Annotated in this window: 17 protein-coding genes and 1 other annotated feature; of the genes, 2 read left to right on the top strand and 15 right to left on the bottom strand. The window is 41.0% G+C overall.

The window, feature by feature from the left end:
* Window positions 1–144: 144 nt before the first annotated feature.
* Window positions 145–362 (bottom strand) — a binding site (T-box leader).
* Between the two features lie 154 nt (window positions 363–516).
* Window positions 517–1,074: a peptide deformylase gene (gene def / locus EWH91_RS10130; RefSeq protein ID WP_129929929.1), complete on the top strand. Its 558-nt coding sequence runs from the start codon at window positions 517–519 to the stop codon at window positions 1,072–1,074.
* Window positions 1,075–1,135: 61 nt separating this feature from the next.
* Here the strand turns inward: def and EWH91_RS10125 are convergent, their stop codons facing one another.
* From EWH91_RS10125 to EWH91_RS10065, 13 genes are all read right to left on the bottom strand, one after another.
* Entirely contained in the window at window positions 1,136–3,328 is a 2,193-nt protein-coding gene (locus EWH91_RS10125; protein WP_129929928.1) for an ATP-dependent Clp protease ATP-binding subunit, read from the bottom strand.
* A gap of 266 nt (window positions 3,329–3,594) precedes the next feature.
* Complete coding sequence (locus EWH91_RS10120; protein WP_129929927.1) at window positions 3,595–4,032, bottom strand: universal stress protein; 438 nt, start codon at window positions 4,030–4,032, stop codon at window positions 3,595–3,597.
* Window positions 4,033–4,161: 129 nt separating this feature from the next.
* Window positions 4,162–5,352, bottom strand: coding sequence for a CDP-glycerol glycerophosphotransferase family protein (locus tag EWH91_RS10115; RefSeq protein WP_129929926.1), 1,191 nt, complete (start codon window positions 5,350–5,352; stop codon window positions 4,162–4,164).
* Window positions 5,345–6,949: a glycosyltransferase gene (locus tag EWH91_RS10110; protein ID WP_129929925.1), complete on the bottom strand. Its 1,605-nt coding sequence runs from the start codon at window positions 6,947–6,949 to the stop codon at window positions 5,345–5,347. Before EWH91_RS10110 ends, EWH91_RS10115 begins: the two co-directional genes overlap by 8 nt.
* 38 nt (window positions 6,950–6,987) lie before the next feature.
* Window positions 6,988–8,193 carry a CDP-glycerol glycerophosphotransferase family protein gene (locus tag EWH91_RS10105; protein WP_129929924.1) on the bottom strand — a complete coding sequence of 402 codons (1,206 nt, stop codon included), beginning with the start codon at window positions 8,191–8,193 and terminating at the stop codon, window positions 6,988–6,990.
* Complete coding sequence (gene tagD / locus EWH91_RS10100; protein ID WP_129929923.1) at window positions 8,190–8,585, bottom strand: glycerol-3-phosphate cytidylyltransferase; 396 nt, start codon at window positions 8,583–8,585, stop codon at window positions 8,190–8,192. The genes EWH91_RS10105 and tagD overlap by 4 nt, the downstream gene beginning before the upstream one ends.
* Window positions 8,586–9,037: 452 nt before the next feature.
* Window positions 9,038–10,522: a glycosyltransferase gene (locus EWH91_RS10095; RefSeq protein ID WP_129929922.1), complete on the bottom strand. Its 1,485-nt coding sequence runs from the start codon at window positions 10,520–10,522 to the stop codon at window positions 9,038–9,040.
* A 591-nt stretch (window positions 10,523–11,113) separates the two neighbouring features.
* Window positions 11,114–13,270, bottom strand: a complete 2,157-nt coding sequence (locus EWH91_RS10090) for a DUF6270 domain-containing protein (RefSeq protein WP_129929921.1) — start codon at window positions 13,268–13,270, stop codon at window positions 11,114–11,116.
* A 19-nt stretch (window positions 13,271–13,289) separates the two neighbouring features.
* Window positions 13,290–17,999, bottom strand: coding sequence for a bifunctional glycosyltransferase/CDP-glycerol:glycerophosphate glycerophosphotransferase (locus EWH91_RS10085; protein ID WP_129929920.1), 4,710 nt, complete (start codon window positions 17,997–17,999; stop codon window positions 13,290–13,292).
* A gap of 490 nt (window positions 18,000–18,489) precedes the next feature.
* Entirely contained in the window at window positions 18,490–18,912 is a 423-nt protein-coding gene (locus EWH91_RS10080) for a GtrA family protein (RefSeq protein ID WP_129929919.1), read from the bottom strand.
* Window positions 18,905–19,915 carry a glycosyltransferase family 2 protein gene (locus tag EWH91_RS10075; RefSeq protein ID WP_483315834.1) on the bottom strand — a complete coding sequence of 337 codons (1,011 nt, stop codon included), beginning with the start codon at window positions 19,913–19,915 and terminating at the stop codon, window positions 18,905–18,907. The genes EWH91_RS10080 and EWH91_RS10075 overlap by 8 nt, the downstream gene beginning before the upstream one ends.
* A 104-nt stretch (window positions 19,916–20,019) precedes the next feature.
* A complete protein-coding gene (locus EWH91_RS10070) occupies window positions 20,020–20,646 on the bottom strand; it encodes a hypothetical protein (RefSeq protein WP_129929917.1) in 627 nt (208 codons plus the stop codon).
* Window positions 20,647–21,077: 431 nt separating this feature from the next.
* On the bottom strand, window positions 21,078–21,359 hold the full coding sequence (locus EWH91_RS10065; RefSeq protein ID WP_129929916.1) for a YbaK/EbsC family protein: 282 nt from the start codon (window positions 21,357–21,359) through the stop codon (window positions 21,078–21,080).
* A gap of 340 nt (window positions 21,360–21,699) precedes the next feature.
* Between EWH91_RS10065 and EWH91_RS14920 the strand changes: the two genes are divergently transcribed.
* Complete coding sequence (locus EWH91_RS14920) at window positions 21,700–21,876, top strand: YjcZ family sporulation protein (protein WP_129929915.1); 177 nt, start codon at window positions 21,700–21,702, stop codon at window positions 21,874–21,876.
* 42 nt (window positions 21,877–21,918) lie between these two features.
* Here EWH91_RS14920 and cydC read toward each other — a convergent pair whose 3' ends face one another.
* The gene (gene cydC / locus EWH91_RS10055) at window positions 21,919–23,688 is read right to left on the bottom strand and encodes a thiol reductant ABC exporter subunit CydC (protein ID WP_129929914.1); all 1,770 of its coding nucleotides are present in this window, start codon (window positions 23,686–23,688) and stop codon (window positions 21,919–21,921) included.
* Window positions 23,685–25,418, bottom strand: coding sequence for a thiol reductant ABC exporter subunit CydD (gene cydD, locus EWH91_RS10050; protein WP_129929933.1), 1,734 nt, complete (start codon window positions 25,416–25,418; stop codon window positions 23,685–23,687). The genes cydC and cydD overlap by 4 nt, the downstream gene beginning before the upstream one ends.
* Window positions 25,419–25,490: the final 72 nt, after the last annotated feature.

The raw sequence follows: 25,490 nt of genomic DNA, 5'->3' as shown, positions 1-25,490 counted from the left end.
ACTTTGCTTTAGACTTCCTTCAGATTCTCCCTCACGGGAGACACCCTTGTCCTCAGCTAGTAGTTCCGACCGCTACGGCCTACGACGGACTTTCACCGCCAAGTTATCGTCCATGCCGGGCGCACTATAAAAAGCGCTCCTGTAATAAGGAGCGCTTCATGCACGGTACCATCCTTGTGACCGGATTCGTGACTCCGGCCGCTTCATTGACCTAACGGCGATCTGCCGTCTTCCGCTACTTCGGTGTTCACGGAAGAATACTCCGGGTAGTAATTCGTCAGCTGCCTGCTTCCGGCTTGCACCATCCGCCGGATCTCTGATAGTCGGCAGCAGCTGCTACTTTTTCCCTTCAACGTATACGATGATTTAGAAGTAATTTATATTTTGTCACGTTTTCATGATCATGTCAAATCATTTTCACCCCTTATGTGCGGAACAGTAAACACAGAAGAGATTTAATGTTACACTTATCTTATAGCATCAGCTGGAGTTTTTTATTGAAGGAGTGCGTCATTTATGATTACTATGGATGATATCATTCGGGAAGGAAACCCGATTCTCAGACAAGTTGCAAAAGAGGTCCCGCTTCCTGCAACAGACGAAGAAAAGCAGACATTAAGGGATATGCTGGAGTTCCTGAAAAACAGCCAGGACGAAAAAACAGCAAAAAAATATCATCTACGCGCGGGTATCGGAATTGCAGCACCGCAAATTGCGATCAGCAAACGTATGATTGCCCTGTTTCTGGATGATGAAAAGGGCAAACATTATGAATATACGCTGTTTAATCCCAAAATTATCAGCCATTCCGTCGAGAACACCTATCTTGAAGGCGGAGAGGGATGCCTGTCCGTCGACCGGGATGTGCCCGGCTTCGTGCCCCGTCATGCCCGTGTAAAAGTTAAGGCCTTCGATATCGACGGGAAACCGCTGAAACTGCGACTGAAGGGCTATCCCGCCATTGCCATCCAGCATGAAATTGATCACTTGAATGGCATTCTGTTCTTTGACCGGATAAATAAGGATAATCCCTTTAAGATTCCGGATCATGTCGTCCAGCATGAAGAATTCTGATTCTCTCAGTCAAAAAAAGACCGGCACCTCAATCATGAGGTGCCGGCCTTTTTACTGCCTGTCAGGCTGCTGTTACTTTGATTTCACCGTTCTCTTCATCGACCATGATCTTCTTTGCCTGATCATTATCGAGAAGCAGATCAGAAATCTTATCTTCAATCTTTTCTTCGAGAACACGACGGAGTGGACGTGCACCGAATTCAGGATTATATCCCAGTTCGGCCAGTTTTCTCTTCGCTGCGTCTGTGACGTGAAGCTCCAGACCCTGTTCGTCCGCTGCCTTATTAATGTCTTCAAGCATCAGACTAACAATACCGATCAGATCTTCCCGTTTCAGTGAATTAAATTTCACAATCGCATCAAAGCGGTTCAGGAATTCCGGCTGGAAGTAGTTTTCCAGCTGTTTGATCATATCATCATGGCTGTCCGTCGCACCGAATCCGACGGTGGCTCTCCGGTTCGAAATACCGGCATTACTCGTCATGATAATGATGGTATCTTTAAAGCTTACTGTTCGACCCATGCTGTCGGTCAGACGGCCGTCGTCCAGAATCTGCAGGAACATATGCATGACATCCGGATGAGCTTTTTCAATTTCATCAACCAGAATAATACTGTATGGTTTACGACGTACCTTTTCTGTTAACTGGCCGGCTTCTTCATGTCCGACATAGCCCGGAGGTGCACCAATCAGTTTAGAGACTGAGTGTTTCTCCATGTATTCACTCATATCAAGACGAATCATCGCATCACGTTCACCGAACATTTCATAGGCGAGTGTTTTCGCAAGTTCCGTTTTCCCGACTCCGGTCGGTCCGACAAACAGGAATGATCCAATCGGGCGTTCCGATTTTCTGAATCCGGTTCTGTTGCGGCGAATGGCGCGGGAAACTCTTTGCACGGCTTCCTTCTGACCAATGACCTTCTGATTTAAACGATCTTCAAGATTGCGCATTTTATTCTGCTCGTCACTCTGAAGTTTACGAACCGGTATGCCCGTACGATCTTCAACAATCTGCTGAATCAGATCTGCTGTAACAACGGCTTCATGACCGGCAACAGGAGGTTCGGTTCCATTGGATTTAATCTTCTCCAGCTGTTCGAGCTGCTTCTGATAAGCATGTTCCTGATCACGAAGTCTTGCCGCAGCCTCGAACTGTTCGTTCTTTGTTGCTTCCGCCTTGGCCGCGGAAATTTCTGCAATCTTCTTCTTAACACTCTCCGTATCTACAGGAGTCAGATTCAGATTCATTTTCGATCCTGATTCATCCATCAGATCGATCGCTTTATCAGGAAGGAAACGATCCTGGATGTAGCGGGCAGACAAGTTTACACATGCCCTGATCGCGTCATCCGTATAATGTACGTGATGATACTTTTCGTACTTTGACTGGATACCCTTAAGAATGCGTACAGTCTGCTCTGCTGTCGGTTCATTGACGATGATCGGCTGGAAACGACGTTCAAGAGCCGCGTCCTTTTCAATTTTACGGTATTCTTTCAGCGTTGTCGCACCCATGATCTGGAGCTCACCGCGTGCGAGCGCCGGTTTCAGAATGTTCCCTGCATCCATGGATCCACCTTCAGCGGATCCGGCACCGACAAGGAGATGCACCTCATCGATGAAGACAATGACATTCTTCCGTTTCTCCAGTTCGTTCATCAGCTGTTTCATTCGTTGCTCAAACTGTCCGCGGATGCCTGTTCCAGCCACAAGTGAAGAGACATCGAGCAGATAAATCTCTTTGTTTGCCAGTTTAGCCGGTACCTTTCCCTCAACAATCTTAAGAGCAAGCCCTTCAGCAATAGCCGTTTTCCCGACACCTGGTTCACCAATCAGAACAGGATTATTTTTATTTCTGCGGTTCAATGTTTCAATCACGAGCTGAACTTCGCGATCACGTCCAATCACAGGATCAATGTTCCCTTTTCTTGCCGCATCAGTCAGATTACGACCAAGCGAATCGAGCAATCCGCCATGACGACCGCCTCCGCCGCCCATTTGCTGCGCCTGACCATTAAATGCCATACCATTTTCCTGTGCTTTATTTTCTCCCGACGAGAAAGTCGGCTGCATGAAACTCCTGAACAAATCATCGAATAGTGATCCGCTCTGGAAGAAGGACGACCTATTTAAATTATTTCTCATCTTCGCATAACATTCCTCACATAAATGTAAATGCTTTTGCTGCCCGTTCACGATCACATTCATATCGATCGTTGCCGGGTTCACTTTACATTCGTCACAAAGCATAAGACCCTGCCTCCTTATGGCTGTTATCCGATGGTCATTTGACCATCTTTGACCTTATGGCTCTATTATAGTCTGACCTTTTTTGACTTTCAAGGGTTTGAATCCAAAAAATAAAATTTTTTTAGTCAGACACGCCGATGAATACAGATGAACCTTTGGCATCTGAAAATGATGACCCAATCCGATCACCTGACACTTATTATGATAGACCATAATAAAAACCTCTGCAAAGAATACAATTGCAGAGGTCTGCTGAATCTCAGCTGTTATTTGACAATCATGACCGGACAGTTTGCCAGGTGGAGGACCTTGTTGCTGACACTGCCAAGAATCACCTGACCGAAAGCACCCATGCCGCGATTACCCATGACAATCAGATCTTTCTTCGTGTCATTGGCGTAATCGCAGATTTCCTGTGCAGCAATACCATATAAGTGCTTTTTCTTAAAGGTCACATTGGCGCTCTTTGATTCTTCTGTAATCAGGTCATCAAGCATTTGATTTCCTTCTTTTTCTTCTACTTCTTTAACGTCTGCATCCAGTGATGGGCCGACCATCGAGTAAAAGGGAAAATATACCGGAGACGGGCTCACATAAAGCAAGGTAATTTCAACATCCTTCTTACCCTCCGCGATTGAAACCGCTTCCTTAACGGCCCTGCGAGCAGGATCGGAACCATCGACAGGCACCAGAATCTCATACATATCAGCCACCAACCTTCCTGACCAGTAATAAAACATTTTTGAATGATCTGTCTCTATTCGTATTATACCATGTTTTTGGACAGAATAAGTCATAATTTTACACTTTTTCAAGGAGAAGTGAAAACCTTGTCATACCTTTTTAAAGACACGTCTGACCACCTGCTGCGATGAACTTCCATTCTCAAGCGCACAGAATTGACGATAGAAAGCTTCAAAGTTCGGCCATGGGCGGTATTCTGTTCTTTCATAAGTGTGAATAGCCTGGAGAACACCATCCGTTGTCTGTACAATTGGTCCGGGCGCTTTTTTTTCATAATCGAAGTAAAAACCCCGTAAATGATCCCTGTACTGATCAAGATCGTAAGCGAAAAAGATCATGGGCCGGTGAAGATTGGCATAATCAAAGAAAACCGACGAGTAATCCGTAATCAGAAGATCAGACAGCAGATAGAGCCCGCGTATATCTTCAAATTTCGAAAAGTCATAAACAAACCCATGATAATCGGATAAATCAAGATGATCAGCGACCAGATAATGCAGGCGCAGCAAAATGATGTAGTCTTTACCCAATGCTTCCTGCATCTTGTCCAGATCCAGAGCCAGCCTGAATTTGTATTTCCCCTTATCATAAAACTGATCGTCCCGCCACGTGGGTGCGTAGAGTATGACCTTCCTGTCACGTGGGAGCCCGCATTCCTTTTTCAGCTGTTCGATCTCTGCCGGGCGATTTGCCTGATACAGAATATCGTTACGCGGATATCCGGATTCAACCAGGGTTCCTTTAAAACCAAAAGCGCGGCGGAAAATTTTCGAAGAATAATGATTGGGAGAAATCAGGTAATCCCACATAGCAGAATCTCTTTTAAACTGCTTCTTATATAGACCGGCAACAACACCCGGTTCATGCCACTCCTCAATATCAAGAGCCAGACGTTTTAAGGGCGTTCCATGCCATGTTTGCAGGAAAATGGTATGTGCCGGTTTCCTGAACCAGTCGGGATAGCGAATGTTAGTTACCCAGTAGCCGGCCCGGGTCATGAAAAGCAGCCAGCGTAATGAATAGCGCCTGACATAGGGAATATCATGCTTTTCAAAGATCTGCTCACAACCACGTGCCGCGCTCCATATCAGTTGGTAGTCCGGGCAGTGCACATGCATATACTCATATATTGCTCTGGGGTTACAACTGTACTGCCTGCCAAAGAAACTTTCAAACACGATCAGTCTGCGCTTTACGGGAAGTTTGCCCAGTACGACAAAACCAACAGTATAGAGCTTTTGAACAATACCCTTTATCGTGCGTAACATGTGTTTACGCATCAGGCTGCACCCTCTGACCATGATACACTCTGAAGTACATATCTCCATTCCCGCTGAAATGGATCTGAATCATTCTCTGTCCAACATCTCTTGCCATAAGTGTCTGATTTCTCCATTTTAGCCGTCCTGCCCTGAAAGACCGGCTCAAATCTCCTGCATCAATTGTTCCGCGTAAATAATAAGTTCCCTCGGGTAGTGTCGAAAAAGGAAGCTGATCGAATGAAATATTCAGGATATATCCTGACCAATTGTAATTGTAAACAAAATCAATATGCGGGTGACTGAGCCTTCCTCCAATAGCCGCAGAGAGCGTATTTCTCCATGTTTTCGTTAACCTGGTCTTATCAATCGGATATTTCTCTTCTGTAGCATCGTTCACCAGTGAAAATATCATAGCGACATCCGACCGATCAGCCAGATCAACACTTTTAATATAAGCACCGCCACTGATGGACAGTGTATGTTTCTTCCAGCGGATCCTTTTCAGCGTACGCACAGCAGTCATCTGTTGATCCATGATCAGATAGTGATCAGGCAATTGATCACTTGAAGGACTACTGAAGTAATAATGCTCCTTACGCCTTATGGGTTTTTGCCTTCTGAATGCTCTGCTTTTGCTATAGCTTAAGATTTCAAATAACCTTTGTTTATCCCGCTTTTTAACATAATAGTATTTGATCCTGTCGACAGGCGGAAGCTGGAGTAAGACCCTTTCAGGGATAACATTCAGGTATTGATTCACTTTTTCAAAAAACAGATTGACGAAATCTTCTCCACATAGGTCTAAGCGATTTAAATAAAGTAATAAATCAATCTTTAACAGCTTAAAATCCATTGCCGAACGCAGGTCATCATCAATATCATGGGTTTCAAAAAAATGGTTCACACTGTCAATAGCTTTTAACCGATCTTCCAGATTTTTAATGTCCGTTCTGTCCTGAGTGATGGACGGACTGCTGAAATTTCTGTAACGCCACAGATAGACCACATCATCAAGAACATCCACAGAATGTGCAAGGTAATGGGCGGGAAATGTAACCGGGATATCCTCGTAAAGCATGCCCTCAGGAAAAGAAAAATGATTGGCTTCCCAGAACGACCTGCGGTACAGCTTATTCCATGCCGTCGTATCATAGACCAGATCATGATTGCGCGTAATATGGTCTTTAAGACTCTTTTTCTTAAACACTAACCGGTGCAGGTCGGAAGGGAATTTTTTGTATGAATTAAAGCGGGTCACATGACCGATGACCATATCAGACTGCGTCTTTTCGATTGTTGAGACCATTTTTTCGTAAGCATGCGGTGTAACAAGGTCATCAGAATCGACAAAAGCAATATATTTTCCACTTACAAATTGCAGGCCATAATTTCTGGCCTGCCCCAGTCCGCCATTTCGTTTATCATGAGCGAAAAAATGAGTATAGCGCTTAGCGTAGTGATGCATGATCTTTCCGCTATTATCAGTCGATCCGTCATTGACCATAATCACTTCAATGTTGTTATACGATTGTTTCGCAAGAGCATTTAAACAGGCTTTTAAATATCTTTGTACATTATAAATGGGCACAATCACACTGATTTTTGGTAAGGACATACAGATTATTCACATCCTGATAATAACTGAAATCACGATCAGCCTCTGTCACGCTCTGGCTTCGATACGGTACTTGATTGCAGCCAGGGAGCTGCAGATCTCATAAAATCAACCACATTCCGGCTTGAATGACCTCTGGAGTAAGTGTTCCATTCTTCAGCAAATGCCTCTATTTTATTCAGATCATACGCTCCCCTTTGAATCAGGCTTACGACCTCTTCTGTACTTCGAGCTGCAGGTCCCGGTAAACCTTCAAGGTAATGCTTCTGCAAACCTCTTTCTTTCTGATACTGATTAAAATCATAAATATAGAAAATCATGGGTTTGTGGAGCAGCGCGTACTCAAACGGAATAGATGAATAGTCGGTTATTAACAGATCACAAGAGCACAGCAACGGATTAAGATCCGGCCAGTCCGTACAGTCAATCACAAAATCATCGCTCCAGCCGGATCGTTCCCTGGCGTATCTCAAATGATCCAAAGGATGCAATCGTAAAAATAAGAGATACTCTTTTCCTAATTCTCGCTCCATCAGATCTAAGTCAAGAGACAGCTGCAAGGGTTCTCCCTGGCCCTCGCGAAATGTCGGCGCATACAGGATCTTCTTTTTTTTGCCGTATCTGGATGTTATAGAGTTAACGGAATCCCTGATATAATTGCGATCATAAAACCGGTCTGTCCTCGGTACACCTGACCTGAGCATATGTTTATCATCCAGATGAAATGACCTGCTGAAAATCTCAGCCATACGATCGGATCCGACAACAATTTGGTCAAAATGACTGTAAACACGTAAAAAACGTCGTTTTGCCTGTTTCGATCTGAACGACACGGTGTGATCCTCAAGTCCAAATGTCTTCATGGCTCCTGCAGCATGCCATAGTTGGAGGCAACGAACCCCCTTTTTAAAATGAACAACCGAAAGAAACCCATAATAATTATCGACGAAAACTACAGATGCCGTGGCTAAATGATACGCCGATAAGAAGATGGTCACAGGATTGTCCGTTTCAAATGGCAGAACCTTTTGGCCTTTAAAATCATCGATACACTTTCCCCTGCAGAGAAAGATCAGCTGTGCCCGAATGCCTTGTCGCATAATTTCCCGGGCAACACATTTTGGGTTATCGCTGAATGAAACAACAAAGACAACTGTATTTTTCCTTCGGCAACAGATTTTGAAAACAAAAAAGATGATTCTAAAGAAAAGAAGATATAGAAAAACGGCTGCTTCTCTGATCATTTTTTCATTGAGTAAAGATCCCGTTTAATTTTAGTCGTTGAAATGCCGACAGTCCTCGGCAGATAAACCACCTGACAATAATCCTTCAGAAAATCAAATTTACCTTTCCAGTCGTCACCCATGACAAAAATATCGACATCATATTTTTTTACATCATCAACTTTTTGTCCCCAATTTGATTCCGGTATGACAAGATCCACATAACGGATAGCCTCCAGAATCAGTTTCCGATGTTCAAAACTATGATAGGCTTCCTTATGCTTCTGCGCATTGAACTCATCGGTTGATAAGCCGACAATTAAATAATCGCCTAATTCTTTCGCACGCTTTAACAAGTTAATATGACCATAATGAAGAAGGTCGAATGTGCCGTATGTCAGAATTTTTTTCATGTATATAATCTCCTTTGTTTAATCAACCTGCAGTTAATTACAATAAATTATTCGTTCATTGTAAATCTAAGGTTGCCGTAAATCAATTTTCCGTTCATTGCAGAATATCTGCTCTTCACCCTGTAATCTATCTTACATCGTATACAATGAAGCAAATAAATAAAGCGGCACTTTGCATCCTTTTCACAAGATCTACGAAGAACAAATTTATATAGCGCATCCCCGATGCATAGCGGGTAAGGCACAAATGATTATTTTTAACATAAATCTTCAACAGGTGAAACACGATACTGTAAGCTTTTAAAGATAATAACCGAATGGCATCAATCCGCCATTACTGATAAAAATCCAGTAACTCCATGATCATAATTTCCGATTATTTATGATGTATATATCAAAAAGTATATCATGATAAAAGGCAAACACCAATTGCAGTTATAGAACATTAATTTTTAAGCAAGTTCATCCATAAAATATTGTTCAGCTGCTTTACTAATTTCTGCTCTGTTAAGTGGATGATCGGTAATCCTGAGCATTGCATCTGCTAATTGTTCAATATTGCCTGGACTGACTAATTTACCGTTTTTTTTATGAATTAGATCGCTTGGACCATAATTTGAAGAGTAAGCCACAACGGGGCACCCATTGTTCAAACTTTCCATTACAGATAGACCTAATCCTTCACCAAAGCTGGCAGAAACGGAAAATAGAGAGCTTTGATATAACTTATCGACTTCATTGGAGTACCCTTTAAGAAACACACAAGAATCCAATTCCAGATGTTCAATCAAGTGCTTCAGTTCATCATAAGCTTCTCCCTCTCCATAAACTTCAAGAATGATATCAGACTTTTTCTCATGAAACAATTTAAATGACTGAATTACATGATCAATTCTTTTTACAGCGGCCAACCTTGAAACAACTACAATTCTTTTCTTAATATCCACATGATACTCGACAGGCTTAGATATTGAGTGAGGAACGATCTTCGTTTTATCAATTAACGAGGGATACAAGCTACAAATATCATTTTTCTGCCTTGGAGTTAAAGTTATCATAGTGCCATTTTTTATTTTAAGCTCATCAAATAGTGCCTTATAATCCGTCCGTAAAGGGGAATGAACGTTTAACGGATCTTTATAATGATAATTATGCAATTGAAAAATTCGCTTAATCGGTTTATCAACTTTAAATAAAGCAGGATCTAACCTGCGCACATCGCTGACCACAATAGAATTAGCGTTAATGATTTGATTAAACCAATAAAAGAAGAATTCAGTTTCATTTTGAAAAACTATAGTTTTCTTTGCTGTTGGATAATAAATAATCCTGTCAAGCTTTTTCCCATTGATCGAAGGAGAATATTCTTTGGTAAGATATACCTTGCCTTTATCATTCAGAAATGTATCAACATAACTTATTTTTATATCTTGTGAAAAATAACGGATTCTATGGATATTTCCTTTTCGATCAATTAGCAGACGTTTAACGGTATCTTTTCTTCCTTGCTCAAATACATCAATTTGGCGAACCATTTGAGTTTTGGGATCATATGAAATATTAAATATTGGTCTGCCTTCATTATAGTAATAAACTACGTGACTATTACTATACCCTTTAAATTTATGCAATTTTTTTAGATTAAATGTCTTCTTTAAGTACTTTAAATAATTATTTGAGACTGTTCCCTTACTTCTTTTTATATCTTCATAAATATTGCTGTATATCATTTTTTCGTTTCGTTTATTCTTCTTTTCAAAATCCTTATATACAAACTCAATATCAGGATCATAATGTACAGTTAATATATTGATTTTCGGAATTCCTCCTAATTCAGTTAATAACTTTGCCCGCCTAATGATTGATTTTGTTCTTCCACCATATTGAAAATCCAGCCAATCTGTCAAAAAGAAAATTTTATTGTTATTTCCCCGCATTTATCATTTCTCCCCAGACTATTCGTTTAATCATCCATATTTTATCAGGAACCAGCCCCAAGAGAACAACAAGAGAAGCCTTAACTAACTCTTTTGTATAGATTAAGTCCCGAAATGACCGGTTAAATTTCCATTTACAAGCAAAGAATTTTTATTCCAGGCAGGTCAAATTTCTTTACGTCTGGCCATTCATTTTAAACGCATCAATTGCATACACGTATTACTCCGATTATGGATGACTATATATTAATGTTAGATGTTAACTTTTCCATTACTTCATTATAATTAAAAATACGCACTCTATCTTTGATTTCATGAATAAGAATATGAATTGTGCGCGTTTACCAATTGAGATGATGCCTTGCTACCTTGCTAAACAGACATCTCCAAAAGTGAAATTACTGAGCGAGAAGCCTTGTGATTCACAGTTCTTCTCATCACTTTTTAGCCAAAGTATTTTTCAATTAATGATAGTATAACTCGTTTTGCATCATGATCATCCTCCATTTCATTTGGTGGGTACCTGTCGTATTAATAAGGGACAGGCAACCGCAAGGAAGAAGAGTCCTCATGTAAATGTACTTCATATTTTTATCTTTGCCTGTAAAAAAATGCACTTATCTGTTTTACTCGATTTTTAACAGATTTACATAGATCCCTGATCATTCTTGATACACTTTTCAGAAGATTGGACGAAAGTCCTGATGTTCTATCAAGTGGTCTTGTATTTTTTTTATGTGCGACCCAATGGGTGATGACTAAATGATCAAGACTGCTGAGATAATTTCTATAAAACTGAGATTCAAGATGATCTGGTGTCACGCTTTCTGGATGATTGTAAACTGAGTGATATTCTTTTTCTGTAGAATCTATAATCTGGACATGAGGCAGCACGTTAATAAAATAGTCTTCCATATATTCAAACAAATAATTGCTTCTCTTTATATGCCGCTCATATTCCTTAAATTTGTGTAGATGACCCTGACTATCCAGATAGTCAGCTGCTTTTTTTATTCGATGAAGAATGATTCGATCCTGTGGAATAATCTTTACAATTTTTTCTGCAAATGCTCTAATGCTTTCTTCCCATATTTTTAAATATAACTGAATATCTACATGTGTGAGCTTTGATGACCGACGGATTTTATATAAATACTCTTTGTTTTTTCTCAGCATATAATTTACAGAAATAGCATGATCCTTGTCGAAAAATATAACGTCTTTAGAACCATCAACATAAAAATCCAAAATTAAAAAATCAGGCTTTGCCTTTTTCAACTGAGCAAAAAAATCTTTTGAAAAATCACTTTTTAAATACTCTACTTCCCTTTTATTATAGCCCCTGAATAATTCGTCAGGAAATTGTGATGGCTGACTCATTAAACTGATAATTGAAGAATGATATTGCGTATAAACAACGTTATACTTATTTTTGTAGTCTGGATTATAAAAGTCTGAAGAAGAAAACGCCAGCCTTGAAAAACATGAGCCGCAGACCGCAAGTCGTACAGCCTTTTCATCAGGTAATATCCTTTTTTTATCTATCAATAAATGTATTTCGTGATTTTGAATAGAACCGATCAATGAAAAAGAATATGATAAACGATCTCTTTTTAATTGCTTAGCCTCGTTCAGATGCATCCCTTCATCAGAGTAAGCCACTGGTGATATTAAATGATGTCCTGAGGTATCGGAAGCTTCATAATATAAAATGAATTCCATATGATTTACATGCGCTTGACTCATCATATATTTAAAAGGGATTTTGACTATTATGAGCTGATCAGTCCCTTGAACATAATTTATTCTGTATCTTTTTGATTCGAGTAAACCGTTATCATAATGTTTCTTATTTATTAAAAACAAATCGTTTAAACTTAGAATTTCTGTTCCTTTTTTTAACCACAGGTTAATATTATGTTCGGTAAAGCGGGTATCAATTAAAACAAAATTATCAGGTGATGCCTTTATATTTATTGAGAGTTGATTTCTAAAATTGCCATACACAAAATAATTAAATGTTGTATTATTAATTGTTGTACTTCTGTAAGATTTGGAGACAGTTAAGTAATATTCAAGATTTGAATCGGTTTGTATAAAGAAATCCCATATTCCGTGTTTGAGAATACATCTATCATTACAAAAATCCTGTAAGGGTATATCCACAGAAGCAATTGCCTTTTCCTTAAAAGGGTACTGGATTGTAAAATGATAATAAATAATATCTGGTTGTATTCTGTTTTTTACCGTCAAAGACAGTTTTTCATTATCATAACTCTGATCAACTGAAAAACTAATATGAATATGATCATTAAATAACTTGATTGCTTTCACTGCAAATTTTGCCTGTTCTTTTTTTACCGCAAGACCAATAGAATGAAACTTAGTCATATACATTTTGGCCATCAAATGATGTTTAATGGGTCGATAATTTTCTGAAATTAGGCTTATTTTATTTTCTGAATTTATTCTTTTTACTTTATTTTTATATAAAAAACATAAGTCCCAGATTTGATGATCTGCAAACTTATGAATCAAACAATCCATATCAATTTGAAGTTTGAATATGTCATCCCCCCATGCGACATCTGGATAATATCTGACTGGAAAATCAAAATCATCTTTGACAGTATTACGAAGTTCTAAAAAAACAGAACAATTTTTTGAATTGATACGACCACCATAATGGCCTTCAATCATATACTGGTTACTATGCTTGTTATAAACTGCGTTTGTTAATTCTATCATAATAAAATAGCCCATCTCGTTAATTTTTGTTTTTTCCCTGAAGAAAGGTTTTTACTACCCGTTCTGAAGCATGTCCATCTTCCCATGAACAGAATTTATTATAGAATTCTGGATAAGGATTATCACCGTTATACGTCAATGCATCCCGCACTGCAGGGATTAAATGCTTCATATCTTCAACTATTGGTCCTGGTGCTTCCTTACGAAAATTAAAGTAAAATCCTCGAATCGTATTAGCATAATCATCCAGGTCATATGCGTAGAAAACAATCGGTCTCTTGAGATTAGCGTAATCAAAGAAGACAGATGAGTAATCAGTTATCAGAATATCAGAAACCAGATAGAGTTCACGAATATCTTCATACCCGGACATATCAAACGCAAAATTTTCATATCCACTGAGATCTAAATTCTCGGAGATCAGGTAATGTAATCTCATCAGTATCACTGCATTTTCGCCAAAAGATTTTCTCATAAGATCCAAATCAAGTTTTAGATCAAATGTGTAATGATCAATCATTTTATATTCGTTGTCACGCCACGTAGGAGCGTATAAAATCACTTTTTTTTCAAGAGGAATGTGCAGCTTTTTTTTAATTTGATTGATCATATATTGATCGTTTTTCTGATATAGCAGATCATTTCTTGGGTAACCTGAATTAATCATTTGACCCTGTACTTCAAAGGCTCTTTTGAAAATTTTTGATGAATATTCATTTGGGGCTATACAATAGTCCCATTTTCTGGCTTCTGAGGTGAACTGGCTATGATATTTTGCCAATGTCATTCCAGGCATTGTAATGTGCTGTATATCTGCTCCCAATGTTTTTAATGGTGTTCCATGCCATGTTTGAATATATATTGTGTGTTTTGGCTTAGGTAACCATAGTGGCCAGCGGCTGTTTGTTATCCAATATCTTGCTCTGGCCCATGACCAAATTCCTTTAAAAGAATATTTAATAACATAAGGCACATTATGCTTTTTAAAAGTTTCTTCATACCCTTTCTTTACATTCCATATCAATCGGTATTCGGGATAATTTTTTTTCATATACTCATAAATAGCACGAGGGTTGTCGGAATACTGTTTACCAAAAAAGCTTTCAAATAAAATCAGGTTATTCTTCGCCGGAAGCTGTCCGACTTTACGAAAAATTTTTGGATAGAATGATTTTATTCTGTTCTTTATCTTTTCACGAATATAAGGTTCTCCCCGTTGCAACTTAATGTCGGAATATAGAAGCTTTTCTGCAGCAATCCTGGATGAATCGCCTCTCCCAAAAGTACAGAATTTCTCATAGAAAGTACTATATTTAGATTTATAAGCTTCCAGTGCATCAGGATCAAGAATATGCTTAATGATCCCTTCAGTATTTTTAACTATTGGGCCAGGGACGGTTTCCTCATAATTTAGATAAATCCCCCGCAGGTCATTACGATAATAATCCAAGTCATAAGCGTAAAATATCATAGGTCGCTTCAAATGTGCATAATCAAACATTACAGAGGAGTAATCAGTAATCATCATATCCGAAATGAGATACAGGTCATTTATATCCGGGTAAGAAGAAACATCATATATAAAATCTCTGTATTTCTCCACGTTAATTCTACGTGCAATAAAATAGTGAAGACGCAAAAGTATAATATAATGGTCAGATAGCTTTTGCTGAAGCAAGTCAAAATTCAACTGAATATTAAACTGCCCCTTATTGCGAAATGTCGGCGCATATAAAATGATCTTTTTCTCATGTGGCAGATTTAGTTTTTCTTTAATTTTCCTGATTGAGTCAGGACTGTTTTTTTGATACAGTGCATCGTTTCTTGGAAATCCTGATTCAATAACCTGGTGCTTAAAGCAAAAAGCATTGGTTGCTGTTTTAGTCATATAAGGGCTTGGGGTAATAAGTAAATCCCACCGGCCTGATCGCTTCAACAGGGATTCCTGCTTTTTCTTCGTATTAAAGGTCACTTTCTCGTCCAATCCCATAGTTTTCAGGAATGTCCCATGAAGGGTCTGCATCTCTATTTGTCCATATCTTTTTACATAGAAATTAGGTAAATTCGTATTCTCAACAAAATACTTACCACGAGACAGGTAGTAAAAATAAAGCCAGCTGTTTCTTCTTACAGTTACTCCCGGTCCAGTTATTGGCGTATATTCATTATTGAGAATCCAAATGCACTTGTATTTATTTCCAAAGACACGTGAAATATATTCATATATAGCTTTCGGATTATCACTGAATGAACGTCCCCACAAGCTTTCAAAGACAATAACATTTTTTTTGATTGGGAGCAGTCGCATTAAGGGATAGAGGTACCATTTCACAAATTTTCTTCTTCTGGATGTCCGATCAATTCTGTCCCACTTTATGGATGTCCGAAAATAAAGTGACATATGCCTACCCTTAAGTGCTCTAAACAACAAATTATGGTACGTAAATGTGAAGTTCAGAGAGTCTGTCATCGATTCATCGATGATGACAGGGATTTGTTCAGCAATTTGTTTTTGCTCGATATTTACCCCAAAAATCTCTAAGAAGATGTTCCATCTTCCAGAAGTATACATTTTAAAATGACCGGAATCATCAAAGAGATTTATCGAAATATCAATAAGGTTTCTGTCATCATCTGAAAGATCCATAAAGAAACTTGGACCATTTTTCTCTGATTCAAACACCAATCTTCTCTTTTTTATGTTGATTTTTTCAGAAATAGTCCTGGCCGGAATATCAATTTTGATTTTCATTTTGTTTTCTGATAAGGAAATATCTTTTAATACTGGATGCATATATTTTGATGAATATAAATATATTTTTCCAGATTTGTTTTCAACCCAAACATTATGTGACCTCATATTGAAAATATGATGAGTTTTTTCTAAACATGCTGTAACAGGATATGCAATGGATTCGCCTGAACGATTATATTCCAATAGCCAGTCAGAATTTTGTTCACTCATAAGTTCAATTTGATGAGCAGGTATCGTTATACTGAATTGATGTGAGTTATTGAAAAATAATGCAGGGGAGAAATAGTTAAACTGCTTATTTACTGGATCAAATGTTTTAAAAGTGAATCCTTCAACTTTATCTTCACTTTTTCCTGCAATAACGAGTTCGTTATTATTAACAGAGCATTCAGTAATGATCGTTTTGGGACGAGTTACATCGATAGCCAGGTCCCATCTGCCATTATATTTAACATCCCAGGTAAAATCTCTAAATAATTTGAATTTTACTTCATTACTCCCTTTTAAAGGACTACCCAAACGAATCGTCCTTGTTACGCCCTTAACATTGATTGTAAGCATAACTGCCCATCTTCCACTATTAAGAAGATTTAACGTATTTTCAGTATCACATTTAATATTGAAATGTGACCAGTTATAGTTGTAAACTCTTCGAAGAGGATTTATTTTTCTTACTTTTGACACTCCCCATTTTCTGGTTATTGAGCGGTCCTTCGAAAGGGTTACTGGTAATTTTACACTTCGATTATTACTGAGGTTAACAATTTCTGCACTCATGGAAACGTGAATAGACCTTTTGGAATCTAAGCATTCAATATATGCGTGGCCAGTGATTTCAAGCTCGTTATTTTCATTCCATCTCACTTTATGAATTTTTGCGACAGGTTCTAAGGATTCATCAATGCAAACAGGCTGATCATTTAAGGTTTCAGAAAGTGAGTATCGTTTATACCATTTTTTTCCTTTGCGATAAGGTTTTATATTCAGGTCCTGTTTTCTATTCATTTTGCTTAGTTTTAGCACATCATCCATATTATTAGCCAGAACCTGTTTGTAGGACAAGGCTAATTGGGCGGGCAGTTTTCTAAACAAAGACTTGTTTATCTTCGTTAACTCTTTAGACAACATAGATTGAAACTGATTAATATAATTTGAATCCGCATATTTTAAATCTTTTAAATATATACTATAGTCGACTGTTAATAATTTGAATTGGTTTGCTTCAATTAATTTTTGCGTTGCATTATGTTTCAGAAATTCATCCAGCATGTGCAATGCTTTTAATCGATCTTTAAAATTAGTAATATCACTTCTATTTTGTGTAATGGACCCATCATTCGTCTCCCGAATTCTCCAATAATACACTGTTTGTTCAACTACAGAAACTGATTTTGCCAAAAAATGAGCTGGAATAGTTACAGGTATATCTTCGTAAAGCATTCGTTCCGGGAAAGAAAGTTTATATTGCAGCCAGAAAGAGCGTTTGTATAATTTATTCCATGCCGTTGTATCATAAAGAAGAGCAAAATTTTCAGTAATATGGGTTTTTTCTATTGTATCTGACACTGCTTTACTATGTAGCCAGGATTTTACATTCTTTTTTGAATTAAATCTGTTAACACCCCCTATAACGATGTCTGACCCTGTACGTTCAGCCATTCCATACAGGATTTCATAGGCGTTAAGGCTTACATAGTCATCACTGTCGAGAAAAGCAATATACTTTCCATCAGCATGTTTCACACCGACATTTCTGGCTGCACCAAGACCTCTGTTATTTTGATGAATAACAATAAAGTCATCATATCTGGACGCGTATTCATCCATTATCTTTCCTGTTTCGTTATCCGTTGATCCATCGTCAACCATTATGACTTGTACTTTTATACTCTGATGTACCAATGAATCAAGGCACTGTCTAATGAACTGAGCTACATTATATCCAGGTACAATGACGCTAACATTGTAATCCATAATTCATATCTCTCCTTAAGGACTTTACCAACCGATTAACACAATATATCTTATCATTTTTTATTATAAAAGATTATCCTGTTTGATCATATGTGGAGTTTATCTCGATCTATCACCATATCACCAACATTGATCAAGATAGTCAGCTATCCTTTCACGGAATAACACATGAACTGAAGCAGCCAATTGATCATTGAATTAAAAAGCTGTTCATATGATTTTCGATAAGAAAGGACCATTTAAGTCGGCTGATCTTCAAATAAGGGAAGTATCATTGGCTATAAATTTTCTAAAGTTATGGACGAACATGATCTATACGAATTCAAAAAAAATCTATCCTATTCGATAGTAATAATGGTGCAATCGACCATCAGGACGTAAAGACAATTATGGTTCGATTGGATGAAACGAGCTATCATTTTTTTCAAAATTATACAAGAAATACAATGTTCTGCCGTGTCTTTGACTAGTGGACTGAGCATTTATTTTATTAATCCCTGAACACCCACATTTTGCTCAGGACAAAATTAAACACCATTCCCACACCCGTACTGATCAGCTTATTCAGATAAAGCGGGAGGAACAGAAGGCTGTGCATAACAACAAGTGTGAGGCACAGCACAGAAATATTTAAAATGACAAATTTAATGAACCGGGTTCTGGATTTCCTGGAACTGGAGAAAGTCACCTTTGCATTTAAAAAATAACTGTTTAACATCCCTGAACCGTAAGAGGCGACCTGAGCTGCTGCATAAAAAATATGAATGAAATGGGTCAGCAGAAAGAAAACCAGAAAATCGACGACGGTGTTAGAGATACCGACCAGGCCAAAAATGAAGGCCTGTTTAATCACTTGCGGATTAAGCCGGCGTGCGAACGCTCTTTTCACATTTGTTCTGCTGTGATCACTCATAGCTGTGTGTCTGCCCTTGATTCAAGGGTTTTTCCTGTTTGTGACTTAATGTATTCCACTCAATGGTATATCTTGGGCGTCTTTTTGTTTCTTTGAATATTTTCCCGATATATTCACCAATCACGCCGATGGCAATCAGCTGCATCCCGCCCACCAGCCAGATGGACAGGATCAGCGATGTCCAGCCGCTGATCGTATGATCAAGCAGCCAGACGACAAAGGCATAGATCCCGATACCCATGCCAATCAGGACAAGAATCAGGCCAAGATTCATCACAAACTTGATCGGAGCTATACTGAATGAGGTAATACCGTCAATCGCAAAAGCGATCATTTTCTTCAATGGGTACTTAGATTCTCCGGCATATCGTTCTTTGCGGTCATAATACACCTTCGTGGATTTAAAACCCAGAAGAGGGACAATCCCTCTGAGAAACAGGTTTTCCTCTTTATACTTCATCAGTTCCGCAAGCGCACGCCGGCTCATCAGCCGGTAGTCAGCATGATTAGGAACAAGACGGACACCCATCCTGTTCATCAGTCTGTAGAATGTGAGTGCTGTATTTTTTTTGAAAAACGTATCCGTATCCCGTTTATCCCGGACCCCATAAACAATGTCATAGCCCTCATGGTACTTCTCGATAAAAGCGTAGATAGCCTGAACATCATCCTGAAGATCAGCATCAATCGATATGACGCAGTCCGAGTACTTCCCGGCTGTCTCCAAGCCGGCAATTAATGCACTCTGATGGCCGAAGTTTCTGCTCAGTTTCAATCCCTGAACGTATTGATTAGTCAGGGTATTCTGTTCGATGATCTGCCATGTGCGGTCTCTACTTCCGTCATCAACGAACAAGATCATACTTTCCGGGCTGATCTTTCGTTCCCGGACAAGTGTATCCATTATTTCCGTTAATTCTCTCATTGTCTCCTTAAGCACTGCTTCTTCGTTATAACAGGGGACAACGATGCTTAGCTTTGTTTGATAGGCTTCCGACATCATCTACCATCTTTCTAAAATTTAATTTCCCCGTCATTTAACTTCAGTATAACTTAATTTCAGTCTGTTTCATAAAAAATGTAAATCTAACCAAATGAAGCTGCAGATCAGCGGCTGAGAACATCCACGGCAAACACTGACCAGCTTTCCATCTTCTCTTTCTTTGCTGTCAGTTCATCAAGAGTCATCCATGCTCCCGCGAGCTTGTCTTTTTCGCGAACCGATACCGTCGCGGAATCGGGGAGTTCGATGGATATAAGGACGCCAATATGAACACGTCCGACTTCTGTTGCGTCATCATTAATCAGACCGATGGTACGAAGATCCAGCCGGTTTACTCCCGTAATGTTCAGTTCTTCATCTATTTCCCGGCGCAGGTTTACGTTCAGGACCTGATGAAAATCATCTGCTCCTGCTGCCTGGTTCATGTGACCGCCCACCCCGACAGACAGTCTGCCATGCAGTCTTTTTTCTCCGCCGCCGCCAAGACGGGTATATGTAAAAAAGTGATTTCCTCTATGCAGTACAGCATACGGAATCGGCTGTTTATATTCAGGATTTTCTTCCGCATCGCCACGTCTCATTACCTGGTAATGTCTGGCCATATTATGTTCCATTTCTGAAATAGAGTCACCGGATTGCTCCGTCCCCTGAAAAGTCAGATCACTGCCCTTGTTTCCGGTGAATAGCAGTGCCCTGTTGACTACGATGATCTGTTCATCCATTTTTCCCATTTTCCATCCTCCAGACACTTGATCATTAATAAGAATGAGGGAATGGGCAGAGGTTGTCAAGCCCACCTCAGGCCGGGCTTGAGTCTGTCCATCATGGGTGGCGCTTAGATCAGTATGAATCACATCAGCCGCACGATCCAAACGATCGACAGGATCATTATTTTCTGCTTAATAAGCGGAGATTCTCTTCTTAAATGCAGAACCGAACGAGTTTCGGCGTATCATAAGCGGAGGATTTCCGATTAGGCAATGTAATATCCCCCATTTTCATGTTTTTTGAGTCAACAGGCGGAATCTCTCCGTCTATTGAAGCTCGCTTGTATCCTTTTTCCTAAGTTAAGCGGAATTTCTCCGTCTGCTCATTTCAAGAGCCACCAGGTCTTGAGCGATGTCGGGCCCATTTTCTGCGCAACGTTCGCGATTGACCGGGATCATCCTTCTTTCTTCTCTTCCGGCCAGTCCTTGCAGACGTTAACCCCGGCTCTCCCTCTTTCCATATGAAAAAGCTTATCCACAGTCAGTTCAATAGCGGAATGACTGCTTCCACATGCCGAAAAAATGGTTTTAAACCTTTTGAGCGACTCATCCATATAGACCGGCCAGTCATGTTTTACAGCAAACAGGCGGACACTGCCAATGGGTACGTCCGACAAGATCAGTCGATTGCTTCCGCGGAAAGCATGTGCGCTTCTGTGAGGGCTTTTCGAGCGCACAGGACGCCCTTGTTTTTAGCCTGCGCGCATCCCGCATTGATTATCAGTTAAACCCATTGGGCTGCTGCAGACAGTTAAGCTCCATCTATAATCAGACAATAAGGCACTGCTAAAACGGTTCCGGAACGAGCCCGGGGTAAATCGCAGCAAGCTCTGCCTCGCTTATCGAAGCGCGTCGCAAGTATCCCCAAAAGTGCCGTACTTCTTCAGTATCGATGTCTTTCCTTTACACAGATGCATCTGGGCGTCCGCACATCTCTTCCCGGAGATGTTATTTTTCATCGCCAAATACCCGGGGACATCATAGAATATCATATCACTTGGTAAAGGAGTGACTTGAATGGGCAACTTTGGTTTTGGCGGCTATCCGTCCAACCAGGCTTACGGCGGCTATGGGGACAGCTGTGGCTGTAAACCTCAATACCCGGTAGGCGGGGTATCCTGCGGTAACAGCTTCGCGCTGATTGTGGTTCTGTTCATCCTGTTAATCATTGTAGGCGCGGCTTTCGTTTGTTGATCGCCTAAAAAAAATGTCCGGCTGAAACCAGCCGGGCATTTTTCATATGTCCTCATTAAATGACGCATCAAGCATGTGTTTTAAATGATCCGGAACATCCAGCTGATAGAGCCGGCGGTATCTTGGATACGTCCTCATTAAATGACGGTGATCCCCTTTCATACAGAATCGCCCGTTTTCCATGAAGAAAATCTGATCCATTTTTTCAGCCCCTGTCAGATGATGGGTAATCCAGATCAACGTTTTCCCTTTCAAAGTTGAAAATATCGTCTGCAGCAGCTTTTTCTCCGTGATCGGATCAAGCCCCACAGTCGGTTCATCAAGAATGACGACTGGCGTCTGTTTCAGCAGAATTCGTGCCAGGGCCAGGCGCTCCTGTTCTCCGCCGGAAAAAATCGATCCGGCTTCGTGCATCTGCGTCCGGTACCCTTTCGGTAACTGCTCAATAAGCTCATGCAGCCCGACTGCCTTGGCTGCCTGTACGAGTTCTTCTTCAGTCGCCTGCTCATTACCCAGAGCAAGGTTATTCCGGACTGACGTATCAAAGAGATGCGGGTTCTGATCCAGTACAGCAATATACTCCGACATGTTGTCGCCAAACCGGTATGCAAGTACCCCATTGAGCGTCAGAGATCCTCTGGACGGTCTGAGCGCTCCGTAAATGGTATGAATCAAGGTCGTCTTTCCTGCCCCGCTTCTCCCGATTAATGCGACGCGCTCACCCTGCCCGATACGAAAGGAGAGATCCTGCAGTGCCCATTCGTCCTTTTTCTTATACCGATAAAAGACATGGTTCGCCTCAATGACTATTTCGCGCATATCCGGCCGGACAGGCTGACTGTCCGCAACTGAGGGGAGATCCGGATCCCTTTTATCCACTTTAGAGAGTCTTGTAAAAGCCTCCCTGTATTGCGGCAGACGTTCAACTGCCTCTGAAACCGGGACAAATGATTCTGATATGGTAAACGTCACCAGGACAAATGCAGCGATCAGTGTGGACTGCATATGCCCGCCAGACGCCATATGTCCGGACCATATCAAGAGAAAAATAACGGCCAGTCCGATCAGCAGCTGACAGACAAAGTCACGCCAGATCTTGATCTGGTTCAGGCGTCTCGTGACGAGCATGGACTGATTTTCCAGTCCCTCATAACTGCTGATAAAATCCTTCTGACGGCCGGACATCATCCAGTCACCCGCGCCGAGAACGGCATCAGTCAGTTTGTCATACAGCCCGTGCCTGATTCCTGATAAGCGTTTATGTGCCTTCCCGGCCCACATCAGTGAGACCAGGGGAAAAACGACCAGTAAAATCAGAAAATATAAGCCCAGAAGAATCGCAAAGACCGGGTCAAACCAGCCGAGAAAGCCAATCCACAGCGCATAAATCAGAAGGGCCGTTCCCCCTGGCAGTGCGGTTCTGAGAAAAATATCCTGAAGATGCTCAATATCATCAGAAAGCACACCTAACAGATCTCCGGTACGAAACCTCGACCGGATAAACAGGGCCGCAGGTTCAAGACAGTGATACAGTCTGATACGCATTTCTGAAAGAATGCGCAGGATGGTACTGTGACTGGTCAGGCGCCCGGCATACTGGAAGACCGCACGGAAAATCCCGAAAGCACGGACACCCACAATCGGAACATAAATCATCAGGATGTTTTCCGGCTGAAGGGCCGCTTTTGAAATCAGGTACCCGGATGTAAAGAGCAGTCCGGCTGCACAAAAGAGTGCGAAGAACATCAGAACGGCTGAAAGAACGAGCCCTCTCCAATGTTTCTGTGCATAAGGTACAAACCATTCTTTCATGATTGTCCCTCCAATTGTGACCGTACCAGACGGGTGTACACACCATTTTTGCGGATCAGCTCATCCTGCGGCCCGGATTCAACAATCCGGCCCCTGTCAATGACCAGAATACGGTCCATCTGATCCATCCAGTGCAGTCTGTGTGTTGCCATCAATACAAGTTTCCCTTTGAATAAACGGATCATCGTCTGTTTCAGTTCATACTCAGTTTCAATGTCGAGATGAGCAGTGGGTTCATCAAGCAGCAGAACCGGCCGGTTACATAGAAAAGCCCGTGCCAGAGCGACCCGCTGTTCCTGGCCACCGCTTAATGGCCTTCCGCCTGCGCCAATCTTCTCATCAAGCCCGCCCGGAAATTCCTTCACCAGCTGATCCAGTCCGGCGGCGCGAACAGCCTCCCGGATCTGGTTTCCGGATGCATCCGGCTGATAAAAGGCGACATTTTCGCCAAGGGAGGCGCTAAAAATATAGGGATGCTGGGGAATATAGGTCACCTGTTTTCTCCAGGCTCCTGAAGCAAATGATCCAGGTACGCCATTGACTTCAATATGACCGGATGCCGTGGCCAGAAAACCACCGATGACATCAATTAAAGTCGACTTCCCCGCCCCGCTGGATCCAATGATCCCGATGGTTTCATCACCCCGTGCGGAAAAAGAGATATCATTCAGTGCCTTTTTCCCGTTGCTGTCCTGATAAACCGCCGAGACCTCATTTAGTTTCAGAATCGCGTGATCCGACCATTGCCACCGGTCGGCACTGGCCTCTTCCCCTGTCGTCTCTTCTTTTTCTTGCTGAGGGGCGATATGATTGATTTTTTCAGCAGCTTCCTTCCCGTCCAGAGTCGCATGGTAGTCCTGCCCGAGTTCACGGACAGGCGTAAAATATTCAGGGGCCAGAATTAGTACAGTGAGCGCCGGCTCGAGTAATATATGCCCGTCAATCAGCCGGAGACCCAGAGCAACAGCGACAAAAGCTATAGACAACATGGTAAAGAAATCAAGTGCAAATGAGGAAAGAAAAGCAAGTTTCAGCGTCCCCATCGTCATTTTTCTGTATTTATCACTGACTCTCTCAATGGTTTTGGCATGAATTTTTCCAAGTCCCAGATAGCGCAGGGTCGGCAGTCCGCGAAGCGAATCCAGAAAGTGGTTGGACAGCACGCGGTAAGAAGCCCACCTGTCATCCATCTTTTTCTGCGCGGCGAGTCCGAGCAGAATCATAAAGATAATCAGAACAGGCATGGTCAGAAAAAGGATTAAAGCGGACAGCCAGTCTTTTGTCAGGACATAGACCAGAATCATCAGCGGCAGGATCCCGTTCGCAACGATTTTTGGAATAAACAGCTCCAGGTAATGACGCACCTGCGCCACGCCTTCAAGGGTCAGCGTGACAAGTGTCCCGGATCCGCCTGTTCTGATCTGTTCCGATCCTGTGAAAAATAATCTGTTCAGGAACCTTTTCCGCATCGACTTACTGGTGCGCTCAGCAAAGCGAAAAGAAAGAGATTTAATCGTTAAGACACACAGATGCCTGATCGCCAGAACAATAAAAAAAAGAACGATCTGATTGCCCATTGAAGAAATCGATCGTCCTGTAAAAAGATCGGACACAAGACCGGCTAACAGCCCAGCCTGGCCGATAATACACAGCCCTTCGATTAAAGTCAGAAAAGCTGCTGAGACAAAGAGACGCCTGGCACCAGGATAAGTTAATATATCGCGATCCATAGACATGCTTGGCAAAAACCCGTGCTGGATGTCAGGATGGCCAAGCGTTCACGTCCTTTCTATCTGATTCTG

Source organism: Sporolactobacillus sp. THM19-2 (assembly GCF_004153195.1).
Lineage (GTDB): Bacteria > Bacillota > Bacilli > Bacillales > Sporolactobacillaceae > Sporolactobacillus.
This window is presented reverse-complemented; position numbering and strand designations above follow the sequence as displayed.